This is a genomic window from Nonlabens xiamenensis, from assembly GCF_003865345.1.
GTDB classification, from domain to species: Bacteria; Bacteroidota; Bacteroidia; order Flavobacteriales; family Flavobacteriaceae; genus Nonlabens; species Nonlabens xiamenensis.
Window position 1 is genome coordinate 1,043,337 of sequence record NZ_RMVE01000001.1, and the last position, 12,868, is coordinate 1,056,204.

At 39.5% G+C, this 12,868-nt stretch carries 12 protein-coding genes; 9 read left to right on the top strand and 3 right to left on the bottom strand.

The genetic code is table 11. From position 1 onward, the window contains the following. The first annotated feature begins 24 nt into the window (after positions 1–24). From EGM47_RS04610 to EGM47_RS04635, 6 genes are all read left to right on the top strand, one after another. A complete protein-coding gene (locus EGM47_RS04610; RefSeq protein WP_124979564.1) occupies positions 25–528 on the top strand; it encodes an outer membrane beta-barrel protein in 504 nt (167 codons plus the stop codon). Continuing rightward, a complete protein-coding gene (locus EGM47_RS04615) occupies positions 525–1,130 on the top strand; it encodes a hypothetical protein (protein ID WP_124979565.1) in 606 nt (201 codons plus the stop codon). Before EGM47_RS04610 ends, EGM47_RS04615 begins: the two co-directional genes overlap by 4 nt. 184 nt (positions 1,131–1,314) lie before the next feature. Then, on the top strand, positions 1,315–1,812 hold the full coding sequence (locus EGM47_RS04620; protein WP_124979566.1) for a hypothetical protein: 498 nt from the start codon (positions 1,315–1,317) through the stop codon (positions 1,810–1,812). Between the two features lie 12 nt (positions 1,813–1,824). Then, positions 1,825–2,280, top strand: a complete 456-nt coding sequence (locus tag EGM47_RS04625) for a hypothetical protein (protein ID WP_124979567.1) — start codon at positions 1,825–1,827, stop codon at positions 2,278–2,280. Further along, positions 2,277–3,440 carry a hypothetical protein gene (locus tag EGM47_RS04630; RefSeq protein ID WP_124979568.1) on the top strand — a complete coding sequence of 388 codons (1,164 nt, stop codon included), beginning with the start codon at positions 2,277–2,279 and terminating at the stop codon, positions 3,438–3,440. The genes EGM47_RS04625 and EGM47_RS04630 overlap by 4 nt, the downstream gene beginning before the upstream one ends. A 663-nt stretch (positions 3,441–4,103) precedes the next feature. Next, the gene (locus EGM47_RS04635; RefSeq protein WP_124979569.1) at positions 4,104–4,637 is read left to right on the top strand and encodes a hypothetical protein; all 534 of its coding nucleotides are present in this window, start codon (positions 4,104–4,106) and stop codon (positions 4,635–4,637) included. 581 nt (positions 4,638–5,218) lie between these two features. On the opposite strand, the gene EGM47_RS04640 is transcribed toward EGM47_RS04635, so the two are convergent. From EGM47_RS04640 to EGM47_RS04650, 3 genes are all read right to left on the bottom strand, one after another. Then, positions 5,219–5,716, bottom strand: a complete 498-nt coding sequence (locus EGM47_RS04640) for a hypothetical protein (RefSeq protein WP_124979570.1) — start codon at positions 5,714–5,716, stop codon at positions 5,219–5,221. Positions 5,717–6,367: 651 nt separating this feature from the next. Next, positions 6,368–6,859: a hypothetical protein gene (locus EGM47_RS04645; protein WP_164510817.1), complete on the bottom strand. Its 492-nt coding sequence runs from the start codon at positions 6,857–6,859 to the stop codon at positions 6,368–6,370. Positions 6,860–7,110: 251 nt separating this feature from the next. Beyond that, on the bottom strand, positions 7,111–8,259 hold the full coding sequence (locus tag EGM47_RS04650) for a 5-(carboxyamino)imidazole ribonucleotide synthase (RefSeq protein WP_124979572.1): 1,149 nt from the start codon (positions 8,257–8,259) through the stop codon (positions 7,111–7,113). 131 nt (positions 8,260–8,390) lie between these two features. Here EGM47_RS04650 and EGM47_RS04655 point away from each other — a divergent pair, with 131 nt between their 5' ends. The 3 genes from EGM47_RS04655 to EGM47_RS04665 all read left to right on the top strand — a co-directional run bounded on the left by EGM47_RS04655 (position 8,391) and on the right by EGM47_RS04665 (position 12,868). Next, positions 8,391–9,494 carry an adenylate kinase gene (locus EGM47_RS04655; protein ID WP_124979573.1) on the top strand — a complete coding sequence of 368 codons (1,104 nt, stop codon included), beginning with the start codon at positions 8,391–8,393 and terminating at the stop codon, positions 9,492–9,494. Between the two features lie 157 nt (positions 9,495–9,651). Next, entirely contained in the window at positions 9,652–10,659 is a 1,008-nt protein-coding gene (gene obgE, locus EGM47_RS04660; protein WP_124979574.1) for a GTPase ObgE, read from the top strand. Between the two features lie 109 nt (positions 10,660–10,768). After that, positions 10,769–12,868, top strand: coding sequence for a M48 family metallopeptidase (locus tag EGM47_RS04665; RefSeq protein ID WP_124979575.1), 2,100 nt, complete (start codon positions 10,769–10,771; stop codon positions 12,866–12,868).

The following is a 12,868-nucleotide window of genomic DNA, read 5'->3' on the forward strand; positions in this document are numbered from 1 at the left end:
TATAATTTATAAACCATCGTTCGTATGAAAAAGCTATTTAGATTTCAAGCACTTATTGCATTGTTTTATATTTCTACCAACCTGTGCGCTCAAACAGGGGATATTGCTACCAATGCCCGTCTCTATCAACAATTGATAAAGGAGGACAGGGGAATACATGTAGAGGGTGCAGTTGAGTATTATTTTGCGCCCAGATTTTCCGTGGAACTGGCTTTCTCTCAAGCCTGGATGGAGCAAGATGAAACTGAAACAAATTATGAATTATTCGGATTGGGCCTGAGAGGAAACTACGCATTTGCTCAATCAGAAAATATCCAACTTGAGAGTATTTTTGGATTTTCTTTCCTGCAATATCCAGATGACTTTTTAAGCGAGGATAATCAAGGGTTGGGATTGGATTTTGGAATCCAGGTACTTTTTCGGAGACAGAAAAAATTCAATTACGGATTTAGAATGCTTACTACCTATAATCACATTGCACCTGGAGGAATTTTGAACGGCGGAGTGTTCGCAAGTTTAAGGTTATGAAAAGCTGTCTCTTTGGATTGTTGGCGATCCTGTGTTCACAATTGGTGATTGCTCAAGCAAATGAAGCTTATTTGGTCACTCGATCCACAGCTGGCAAAAGAAATTTTATCGCCGCAGATTTTAATCTTAAGGATAAATATTCTACCCATATTGGTATTGGAATCAAGCAAAATGATGTGATTCAGATTTATCATGTCAATGTGGGTGCTGCGCCTGGGGAAAGTGCCTTGCAAAAGGAAGATATGCTATCATTTATTTCTGACGCAATGGTTGAGTATTACACTATCTATAAAATCAAATTACCACATGGCGAGGCTGATAGGTTGAACCTTATTTTGAAAAAATGGGAGAAGAAATTCATTTTGTTTGATCATGATTTCCGTTTGGGAAATGGGCTTCAATTCTATTGTTCGGAATTTGTAAAATTAGTGTTGGAAGAGGTCAATCCGGTAAGGTTTGCTTACCTGCCTATTAGGAAGCCGCTGACTAATTTTTATGCCAATGCCCTGCGACGAAAAGAGTTGGTTTATATACCAGTTGATTTTTTCCTCAACATGAAGGATGTTGTTATGGTGCAAAATTTCAACAAACACAGATTTTAAAGGAGTTGCTTTATAGATATGCATAGTTCGTAACCACAAGTTGGTCGTCCATTTGTTTTGTTGCGCTTTCGCGAAAGCGACAACTAGAATAAACTGTTTTTACGCCTAAAAATTAGGGTGGAGACTTTAAGATCAAGAAAAGGAATCAACCCTAGTTTGATCTTTAATCGCTAAAATCATTATTATGAAATATTCACTAACAGTAGCCGTACTGGTCTACCTGATTGGTTTGGTATGTTTAGGTCAAACTGAATTTGACGCTACATTGCATACCAATTATCAATTTGTTGAAGAAGACGCTGGTTATAATTTTGAAGGCTCTATTTCCTACCATATCAATCAGCAAGTTGCTCTAGGTGCTTATGCCGCTTACGCACAGATTTATTCGCCAATTCTTGAAAATAACTATGATTTGAACAAAGGTGGCCTTCAATTGACCTATAGATTCAACCGGGATTCTAATCTACGGGTGGAATCGGTGATTGGTATTTGTTGGGTGGCTTTTGATGACCGATTACAACTAACAAAGGATGAAGGAGGCGGGTTAGATATAGGAGCTAGGCTGGCATGGCGAACCTTCAAGAAGGTAAATTTTGGAGCTCAAGTGATTAATACCTACACCCAAGTCTCACCTGGGGCTATCACAACAGCAGGACTCTTCTTGCGCTACGAACTCAAATAATACCATAGCCTTATGAATAATTACATCGTTCGTAGCGTGTTGAGCGGATTTATCCTGTTTGAGGTGTTTGGCTTCCTCTGGATAAATGATGCCAAGGCAGAAACTCCCGTAAATCTCAAGTTTGGACTCTACTCTGATTGCCTGAGACGTGGAGGTATTTGTAGTTTTAGGATTTCCGAGGATTCTGAGCAGGCTAACGCGTTTGCTAAATACAAGGATGGTGGTACACTGGTACTAAGGCTTAGTGCCAAAACCCATGGCTTGCAAGGCGAATTAGAATATTCCGCAAAACAGGATTCTGACTCCAAATCCACTCACTTTTGGCTAAAAGAGTCTTTGGTCATAGATGCCCTGACAAGTTCCAGGCTTAAAATATCCGATAAGCCTGTGGAGATACCCGCTGGAAAATATTCAGTGGTCCGTGTAGCAAATGAGTGTTTTATCCAATTCAAAACTTTTGTGTTATGAAGTCGCTAAAGCTAATACTGATATTGATGGGTTGTATGATTGTAATGCCTTCAGCCTTTGCGGCTGAAAGTCCAGTTGATGAGGATGTCAATAAGGTAATTGCGTCGCTGATGGATGAGGTACAGGGTATACAACTGAAATTCCATCTCAAAAGAAAACCTTTATCTATAAAAAGAATTCGGCTAGAGCAAGCTTTAAGCTATAATCTGGCGGCCATTGAAAAGATTGACGTTTTATGGCAGCTCAACTACATTAAAAAGAACCTTCATCAATTGTTTGTGGATGAGCAATCTGAAATTAGCAAAGTAAGATATTTAAAAGGACTTCAAATTATCAAAATTTTGTATGAGAAGTCATTGACGCTGGATCATCATTTTGCCTCGGTAAGCACTTTTCACGAGATCAATAAACTGAGCAACCCCAACCAATATCCAGAATTCGTAAAAATGAAGGAAGAATTGGTGCAAAATCAGGATAAAAAATCTGGTTTTCAACTCAAGGGAATTTTAGGGAACAACCTTTATACGTCTGTGGTGCATTCTCTGGTTTCGCTTTTTCATCAACCTGGATCTGATAAAAGGGAAAAACAGGTTTTACTGGATGAGGTGGAATGCATTCTAGATTTTACTTTAAGAATGCATCAAGACTTAAATACCATTTATTTTGAGACTGCTTTCCTGCAAAAAAGCAATGATAATATTTTAATTGAATTACAACAGTTGTTTACTGATTATACAAAGCCGATTGATTACCCGTGGCCATTAAAGGAATGCCGGAAAACTGACGATTGGGAAAATGTCAGGGATCATTTGGGTCAGTATTTAGAACGTATGGATAGGGCATTGAGAGATCCAGACCAACAATATAAAGCCCACAAAATGCAGATTGATTTGGAATTCCCTATTGATCGTCTGTTACAATTTATCTCACTTTACAACGCACATATTGATCAAAGTGCAAAGTTCTATGAAAAATTTTCGATTATGTTGAACAGCTATGAAAATGAAGAACAATGTGCTACCAAAATCCCCATGGAATATGCCAAGATCAAAGAGAACGTTAGTATAAGTATCGAGAAGTTTAATAATGCGTACCGTCCAGTAGAAATTAATGGTAGCAAAATGAAACAGATTTTATACGGAATTAATGAGTATGATTGATAGAAGCATACCAGTCTGATTGATTGTTGTATAAGTTCTGCCTTTCCCAGTGATGTAGTTTCACCAACGGATGAGAAAACATGTAGTATATATTAGCTGCCAATTGGGGAATCTAATCGGTATTTCACGTGGCAGGGCAATCTACTTTAGAGTTTGTTTCAGATCCTGAGGGAAGTCTTGATGGTGCCGTAGAGGGCGTTAAAAATATTCCAAATATTAACTTAGAAAAACATGGGAATCACATTAAAAAGCGGAATGCTCTGATTTTTCAAAATGACTGTACTCCTTGCTATGCCTTTACCTTGGAGGTCTGCAAGAGTTTTTTACTTTGAGAAAATCTCTAAGTCAAGCCGCTGCTACAGGGGTTTCACATTCCTAAATTTTAATTATTATTTGCTGAAAAAAATGTCCGCGTCACTCCGTACGCAATGATAAATTTGTAGGAGTTGCGTAAAAATTCTGATAAATTTGGACCAAAACATCAAGCTTTATGGGTATTAATATTTCAAAATTCAATTTTTAATGCAATTGATAATGTTGTCAGAAGGACAAATGATCCTATTGAATTCGATAAAGCTTTTATGTTTAGGTGGTAATAAATAATATTTTATGCCTCTGAAAAAGCAGATGTATTGCCATCAGTTAAACATTTTTCACAATTATATGATTGATTCAGTTAACCTAGGTCATAAATATGCGATACGTTCTTATCAGGACGATATCTATCTACCTTTGGATATTTTAGCAGAAGATTTTTTCAAGAAATCCGTCAATGAAGTAATTACTATAAAATATTATAGTAGAAATGCAAGTTTCGTTGAACTTTCAGTAGATAAAGATAGCCGTGTTATATATAATATATCGTTCATAACAATCAAAGATGCTATAGTTGATAATTTTGAATTTTTAAATAATCTGACGTCCTATGGAAGAGAAAGGGAATTGATTAGATTGAATTGTAATTTTGATTATGATAATCATAATTACACTAAGGTAGATAATGAAGAGTTATCATTTATTCGTATGAATGAAACTTCTATTGCGATTGTTTTTGGCTACTTAGGACAGCCTAGTTTTTACTCACAAAATGAATTCAATAATGGGGTGGACTATTTAATCGATAGTAACGGAAGTATTGTTGGATTAATAATTGAATTTAAGAGTTCTGATTATATTACTAGTTTGGATGTTAATTAATTGATCCTATCGTACTCATCGCTAGTAGAAAGTTAACAACCTCAATGTAAAGGACGTGATTATAATTTAATTAGAATTGAAAATAATTTTAATCCGACAACTGTTACAGATGAATAAAATGAAAGTCCTTCATCTATTCTTAGTATTCTCTCAAGCATGAAAAAATACGAAGTCTAAAGAGCATTCTAGACTTAAGACTTTAAATTTTTCAAAATGAGAAACTATTTTTTTAAAATAATTAAAATACCGACCACAATTGCAGGAAATATAAAACAGCCAATTAAAGCAATAATACTATGTTGAACATCTTCGAATCGAGTATTTAAGTATTTCAGCATTAGCAAAGTGAAAATTATGAAGAAAATTACATGGTTTTTTGAAAAATAATTACCCTTGTTTAAACTCATATGATGTTGGATTAATAGGTATGAATATAAGCTCCACATTTTTTTTTCTCTTTTTTTGTGTAAATCGACTTGGTTTTACAACTCTAGTATTATCAGTTTTCACTTCAGGTCTTTCTCTATAATTAATCCCTTCTATATCAATCGATTTTATAAAATCTAAATAGCCTTGTTCTCCTAATTGTGCTTTAAGTTCATCTGATTTAACGATTGTGTAGCTTTATCACCTTCACTTATTAGTTTTCGAACTGTCTTTTTATAATTTAATTTCGTTATTTTACTATCCGAGAACTCTGATAAAAAGCCAAATATTAAATCCACACTTATCTCCATTCCATCTCCTTTATTTCTTACCCCATCATGCTCTATCGAAAAACCTATAACTGAGAGTTCGTCTGGAGTTATATCTATGCATGTACTTGCTAGAGTGGAATTTAATTTTCCAATATCCAGTTTTCCTATATAGGCATCTGCTAAATCAATGCTTAAAAATGATTCAATTGCTATCGCTTCCATATCAAAATCTCTCAAATCCTGTTTAACAAAAACGCCGTCAATCAATTCTATTCTTGAATTAATAGCCTGTTGAGATAAAAATTGCTTAGTTAATTCTCTTCTAAGTTCAACCGCCATCTGACCTTTACCAATGACAGTTCCACCAGTTACCGTATACAATAGCCACTTCTCTTATAGTTGTTTAGCTCTAATACAATTCTGCCTATCTAATTTAGAGCTCATTGTAAGTGCCACAGCTATTTCAGGAAATCGTAAAAGGCCAATTACAATACAAGGTGGGCAAAGGAGGCCTTAGGGATCACTACCAAATATCGGCATATTATTAGCGAATGAATATGGTGATTCCTCAGGCAATAATTTGGCTTTCGGATCCATTTCAACCATCTACCGAGCCTTGGATCATCACTTCTCCATGAAGATGAAAAATGTTTAACTTCACCTTTAAACTTTCTCACGCTCAAATCTATTAAACTCATAGCGATACGCGTCGCTATCCACCGATCCATGTCTATCATTCAACAGCATCCCATAAGAAGAGTACCTGATCTATTTAAAAGAACGATTTTACCGCTTTCGCGAAAGCTTAAAAATACAAGCTATACAAGAATGATCTAGTTTTTTATTAGTAAAAAAGCAAAAGCTTGCGCAAAAAAAAACCGCCTATTAAAGGTAGCTTCTCTCATTCCTTTCACTCTTACATGGTCACCTAGTACAACTCGGCGCCAGCGTGGGCCTGAGGCTTCAGAATTCTTACTCTGGCGTGCAAGCCCAGTGCAACTAGGCGCCAGCTGGGAGCGTGGTTGGAGTATTTCATAATTCAAAATCAAAAACGACTTCATTTGGACCTCCATCTCTTCCTGAGAAAAAAGTGAAAGTTTTATTATCTAAACAAACAAACTCAACAATGAATTTAAATAAGTCTCGTTCTGAGGTAGATCGTAATGAAATACTTGCCTCTTCAAGCAAATTATTTCTAAAATACAGTATCTGTTTAAGTTGTACGTTGTCGTAATTTGTTTTTGCAACGAGGGCTTCACAGCATCCACTTATGTCATCCTCATCAGACTTAGTCATAATCAGATTCTTATTTACCGAAAGATTCTGATCTATATTTTCACCAAAAAGTATAGATATTGTATCATTTTCAGTTTTTAAAAAGCATAATTCAACTTTTTCAATTGGGCTAACTTCTGACTTATTTTCAATATCCTGATCATTAATTCCACCCTTTTTACATGAAACGACTGCCAATAATAAAACTATAAGCAATAAAATGACTCTATTTCTCTTCCTGTATAGCATTAAAATAGTTTTTAATTTGTTCAATATCTTTCTTATCCTTTTTAATATCAAACTTTTGAAAATCAGTTCCTAATTCAGGTTAGGCTTAATTAGGCACGATGAAATATCTCCAATGAACACATTTCAATAGGAAACCTTAAAACTCAACATCGTAGATCAGCTCTGGAAAGATAATCACTGAAAGTGCTTTTTCGCACAAGCATTTTTTTAACAAAATCAGATATCATCAATTCCCCGCAGGAATACGATTATCACGCCCCCACCGACACCACCTTAATCTTAGCTTTGACCTCTTCGGCGAGTTCGCGAGCAGCGACTACATCATCGGCTACAATGGTCACATGGCCCATTTTTCTAAAGGGACGGGTTTCTTTTTTACCGTAAATATGCGGTGTTACGCCTGGCAAGGCTAAAATCTCCTCAATCCCCTCATAAAGTACTGGGCCGGTATGTCCTTCGGCACCAACCAGATTGACCATTACACTGCCTACCGTACTGTCTGTAGCGCCCAAAGGCAGGTTGCAAACACAACGTATGTGTTGTTCAAATTGGTCTGTATAGGCTCCCTCTATACTGTAATGTCCAGAATTATGGGGACGCGGTGCTACCTCGTTGACCAATAGTTCGCCAGTCTTGGTCAGGAACATTTCTACGGCCAGTAAACCTACGTGGTCATAGGCTTTGGAAACTTCCAGTGCCAGTGCTCGGGCTCGGTCAGAGATGTCCAGATTGATTCGGGCCGGGCAGATGACATATTCTACCTGGTTGGCCTCTGGATGAAATTCCATCTCTACCACCGGGTAAGTGGTCATCACACCACTGGCATTACGGGCCACAATCACAGCCAACTCCAGATCAAAGTCCACCATGTCTTCATAAATACATTCTTGGGCGGGTAAGTCTTCCAGGTCGGCGGCTGTTCTTATCACTTTTACTCCTTTGCCATCATAACCACCCTCGGCACTTTTCCAGATAAACGGATATTCACGATCGTGCTTGAGCTGAGGTTTTTCATACACTTCAAAAGCTGCGGTTGGAATGTCGTGGGATTGGTAAAATTTCTTTTGGATAGCCTTGTTTCTGATCGTACGCAATACGCGTGCACTGGGAGAAACAGCAACTCCTTTGTCTTCCAGGTCTTGTAGGGCTTGAACATTTATGTTTTCGATCTCGATGGTCAACACATCTACTTGTTCGCCAAATTCCATGACCGCCTCATAATCCATGATGTCCCCTTCAAAATAGACCGTACAGCCTTCAAAAGAAGGTGCCGTATCATCTTTGTCCATGACATACGTAGCTATGTCCCATTTGCGGGTGGTGTAGAGCATCATTTTGCCCAATTGGCCACCGCCCAAAATACCCAATGTAAAATCTGATGAAAATTGTGATTGTCCCATGACCCAAAAATAGGGGCTTGAGTTGAATTATATGTTGCAGCCCTCTTAAAAAGTTGTGCCTTTTTTCAGGCGAGTTGGCTGCATTGCGCCTCGTGTTCATATCCCGTATCTTTGCACCAAATCCTATAGCGGTGATCCAATTACACGATCTGTATTTCAAACCATTTTTAAGCACCCAGGAAATCAGCGATGCGGTCGATAACCTGGCCTACCAGCTCAACCGTGACCTGGCCGATAAACGCCCGGTTTTTATTGGGATACTCAACGGGAGCTATATGGTGCTGGCTGATCTTACGCGTAAGTTTCATCATGACTGCGAGGTCGGCTTCCTGACGGCCAAAAGTTATGAAGGTACCCAATCCACTGGCGAGGTGCGCATAGATGATTCGTTGGACATCGATCTACAGGGACGCACGGTCGTGGTGGTGGAAGATATTGTGGATACTGGATTGACGGTGGTATCGCTTTCGCGAAAGCTACAACAACATCAGCCCAAGGAATTGTTGATTGCCACCTTGTTTATGAAACCAGATGTGTACCAGCAGGAGCAGCGCATCGATTATGTGGGCAAGAATATCGAAAACAAATTTGTCGTGGGATACGGCATGGATTATAACAACCTCGGGCGCAACCTGCCCGAACTTTACGTACAAACTGAACGCATGAAAAACATCGTTTTATTCGGTCCTCCGGGAGCGGGAAAAGGAACCCAGGCCCAACGCCTCAAGGAAAAATACGGACTCGTACATATCTCTACGGGTGATGTATTCCGCTATAACATTAAAAATGAGACCGAACTCGGTGCATTGGCCAAATCTTATATGGATAAAGGTAATTTAGTGCCAGATGAGGTCACCATTAAAATGTTGAAGGCTGAAGTCGAAAACCATCCCGATGCCGCTGGATTTATTTTTGACGGATTCCCACGTACCGATGCCCAGGCCAAAGCATTGGACGATTTGCTCGCTTCAAAAGATACCGAGGTTGCCGGAATGGTCGCCCTTGAAGTAGATGACGAGATCTTGGTGGAACGACTCCTGGCCAGAGGTAAGGACAGTGGCCGTGCCGATGACGCGAATGAAGAAGTCATACGCGAGCGTATCAAAGTGTATTATGATCAGACTGCACCTTTAAAAGATTATTATGCCGGACAAAACAAATACCGAGGTGTGAATGGGGTAGGCCAACTGGATGAAATTACAGAGCGATTGAGTGTAGAGTTTGATCAACTCTAGAGCATGCAGCATTGAGCATGTAGATGGGAGGAATAACCATCGGCTTTTCACTCCATTGCTCTAAATGATATCAGGCCTACTGCTGAACAGGTTGTTGCGTTTCACCCAAATTGCCGATTAAGCATCCTTATCAAATGATGGGCTAAAAAAAGAAATAATGACAGAAGGAAATTTTGTAGACTATACCAAGGTACACCTGGAATCCGGTCGCGGAGGAAAGGGGAGTACCCACCTTCACCGTGAGAAATATGTGGAAAAAGGTGGTCCGGATGGTGGTGATGGAGGTCGTGGTGGTCACATTATTTTAAAAGGCAACCAAAATCTTTGGACACTTTACCATTTTAAATATAAAAGACATTTCAAAGCTGCTCAAGGAGGAAACGGAGCCAAACAGCGACGTACCGGAGAGGATGGAGAGGATATCTATATCGAACTACCTTTAGGAACGGTGGTGCGTAATTCTGATACCGGGGAAGTCATCCATGAGGTCATGGAACACGATGAGGAATTCGTTGTAGCCCAAGGAGGTATGGGCGGAAGAGGAAACTGGCATTTTAAAAGTGCTACCCGTCAAACACCGCGATATGCACAACCAGGTACTGAAGGAGAAGCCCTAGATGTAACTTTTGAACTCAAAGTGCTGGCCGATGTCGGATTAGTAGGTTTTCCCAATGCAGGTAAATCCACTTTATTATCGGTGTTGACCGCAGCCAAACCCAAGATTGCCAACTATGAGTTCACAACACTGAAACCTAATCTGGGTATTGTGGAATATCGCGACTTCAAAACTTTTGTCATGGCTGATATCCCAGGTCTGATTGAAGGCGCAGCCGAAGGAAAAGGATTAGGTCATCGGTTTTTAAGACATATCGAGCGCAATTCGACCCTGTTGTTCCTGATCCCTGCAGATGCTGATGATATCAATGCGGAGTATGAAATATTGGTCAACGAACTCAAAAAATACAACCCTGAAATGTTGGACAAGGAGCGCTTTATTGCTATTTCTAAGTCCGACATGTTGGATAGCGAACTCATGCAGCAGATGAAGGAAGCATTAGATGAAGAGGGAGCCTTTAATGGTGCGCCCTATATGTTTATTTCTTCCATCTCCCAGTTCCAATTGACTGAACTCAAGGACCGACTTTGGTCGATGTTGAATGATTAAATTCTTGGGGAATTTCTCGATGAAATAAGAACGATCACGACTGTGGGTGGTTTTTTTTCATTTTTAGTCCAGTTCTTTATATGTTTGGCATCAACCCAAGACCAACCATATGAATTCGATTAGTTATTATCCGCCTAGTCCAGCGCAAGTTCCACAACGATTTACCAAATTACCTAGCAGTTATAAAATCAAAGCTACGCTGGCTATTGCAGCAGTTATTTTGTTTTTTATGCTTTATGCTGCTTTGGTGACGGCTATGGTATGGTTACTGTATCAAGCGGTGATGTACCCAATCGTATCTATTAACAAGCTCACCATATTGTTAAAAATAGGAGCGGTAGCGGGAGCAGGAATGTTACTTGCTTTCACACTTAAGTTTATCTTCAAGCTCAAAAACATTCAACCAGATAACCGGATTCGGATTGACCTGGACAAGAATCCTGTGCTGAAGGAATTTGTGATGGAGGTGTGTCGGGAAACCGGAGCCCCAAAACCCAAACACGTCTTTGTTGATCCTGATGTAAATGCCTATGTGTCATATTCCAATCTATGGATGAGCCTGATTTTTCCAACCCGTAAGAATCTTACCATCGGACTAGGTTTGGTAGCCTGCCTGAATTTAACCGAATTCAAAGCGGTGATTGCCCATGAATTTGGCCACTTTGCCCAACGCAGTATGCGTATCGGTAGTTATATCATATCAGCCAATACCATCATTCACGATATGATCTATTCCAGGGATTCCTGGGACAATGCGTTGGATAATTGGCGACGTGCGGACCTCAGATTGGCTGTTGCTGCATGGGTGATCACTCCTGTGATCTGGATCATTCGTCAGATCTTGGCCTTGTTCTATCAATTCTTAAACCTGGTGTATTCTTCTTTGAGTCGCGAGATGGAATTTAATGCAGACAAAGTAGCCATCAGTACCACTGGAAGCGAGGCCATCATTTCTTCTCTGTGGAAATTGGATCATGGCGCTGAATGTTGGAATGCTACCTTGAATCACGCCTACCTCGCTGGGCAGAAGGGAATGGGTGTGGATAATGTCTATCACCACAATGATATCGCTTTCTCGAAAAAGAAGGCTCTAATCACAGAATCACTTTCCCAAATGCCACTGGACGAAAGAGGTGGTAAACTATACTTCAGCACGTCTGAGCACTCAAAAGTCGGTATGTACGCCAGCCATCCGCCAAATGATCTTAGAGAGACCAATGCTAAAACACCTTACGTAGAATGTGAATTGGATGAGAGGTCAGCCTGGGAATTATTTGCTGAAAAGGAAAAGATCCAGAAGCAATTGACCACTTTGGTATATGAAAAGTACCTGAATAATACCATCAAAGATCCTGTATCAGCAGATGCTTTTCAGTCATTTATAACCACAGAAAACGCTGGGGCAGAATTGTTAGAGGAATATCATGATGCTTTTGATGATCGGTTTGTATTTCCTCCTACCGAAGAAAAAATGCTTGACTTAGAGGTTGATCATCTAGATCTTAGCCAGCAGGTTTATGAATTAAAATCTCAACTCAAAACGATAATGTATCCCATCAATCAGCTAAAGGATCAATTATCTACCATCCAAGCCATGGCCAGTGGTCAAAGCAAACTCAAAACATTTGAGTATAATAATACCAGCTATCGTAAAAAAGACTTGCCCTTGGCTTACGAGGTGGTTCAAGCTGATCGCGAAGATAGACTGAACAATGATTTTAAGGATTGGGACTTGCGTTATTTTGGGACCCACTATCATTGGGCTAAAGCAAACGGTAAAGACCAGGAATTGCTAAAGAAATACGTTCAGCACGAGCGCATCACCAGTTTCTTTCAATCTGCAATCAAGGTTAGGGCTGATCTTATGCAGGAATTGGCTAAATTACAAGAGCAGGGAGAAGTGACAGAAGCCGTGCTTAATTTATACGCCGATCGGGTAGGGAGAAGCTTTTCTTCACTCAACGCTGATCTAGCCAGATTTACAGCAGAAGATTTTGTCCCTATACCAAACATTGACAGTATTGATGACCTTAAGGAATCTATTGTAACAGGCGGAGCCTTTTCAAACCCTGGTCGAAGCATGTTCCAATCTGGTAAATTTGATCAACTCATGCACGAACTTGAAATGGCAATCAACCATTTGCAACGTATCGATAAACGCAGTATGGCCAGTATTCTTCAATTCCATGAGGAATTAAAGAAGAGCTGA

What these genes read in the sequence shown, in the direction of transcription:
- EGM47_RS04610 (WP_124979564.1), top strand. Translation starts at nt 25, where the DNA reads ATGAAAAAGCTATTTAGATTTCAAGCACTTATTGCATTGTTTTATATT.
- EGM47_RS04615 (WP_124979565.1), top strand. Translation starts at nt 525, where the DNA reads ATGAAAAGCTGTCTCTTTGGATTGTTGGCGATCCTGTGTTCACAATTG.
- EGM47_RS04620 (WP_124979566.1), top strand. Translation starts at nt 1,315, where the DNA reads ATGAAATATTCACTAACAGTAGCCGTACTGGTCTACCTGATTGGTTTG.
- EGM47_RS04625 (WP_124979567.1), top strand. Translation starts at nt 1,825, where the DNA reads ATGAATAATTACATCGTTCGTAGCGTGTTGAGCGGATTTATCCTGTTT.
- EGM47_RS04630 (WP_124979568.1), top strand. Translation starts at nt 2,277, where the DNA reads ATGAAGTCGCTAAAGCTAATACTGATATTGATGGGTTGTATGATTGTA.
- EGM47_RS04635 (WP_124979569.1), top strand. Translation starts at nt 4,104, where the DNA reads ATGATTGATTCAGTTAACCTAGGTCATAAATATGCGATACGTTCTTAT.
- EGM47_RS04645 (WP_164510817.1), bottom strand. Translation starts at nt 6,859, where the DNA reads ATGCTATACAGGAAGAGAAATAGAGTCATTTTATTGCTTATAGTTTTA.
- EGM47_RS04650 (WP_124979572.1), bottom strand. Translation starts at nt 8,259, where the DNA reads ATGGGACAATCACAATTTTCATCAGATTTTACATTGGGTATTTTGGGC.
- obgE (WP_124979574.1), top strand. Translation starts at nt 9,652, where the DNA reads ATGACAGAAGGAAATTTTGTAGACTATACCAAGGTACACCTGGAATCC.
- EGM47_RS04665 (WP_124979575.1), top strand. Translation starts at nt 10,769, where the DNA reads ATGAATTCGATTAGTTATTATCCGCCTAGTCCAGCGCAAGTTCCACAA.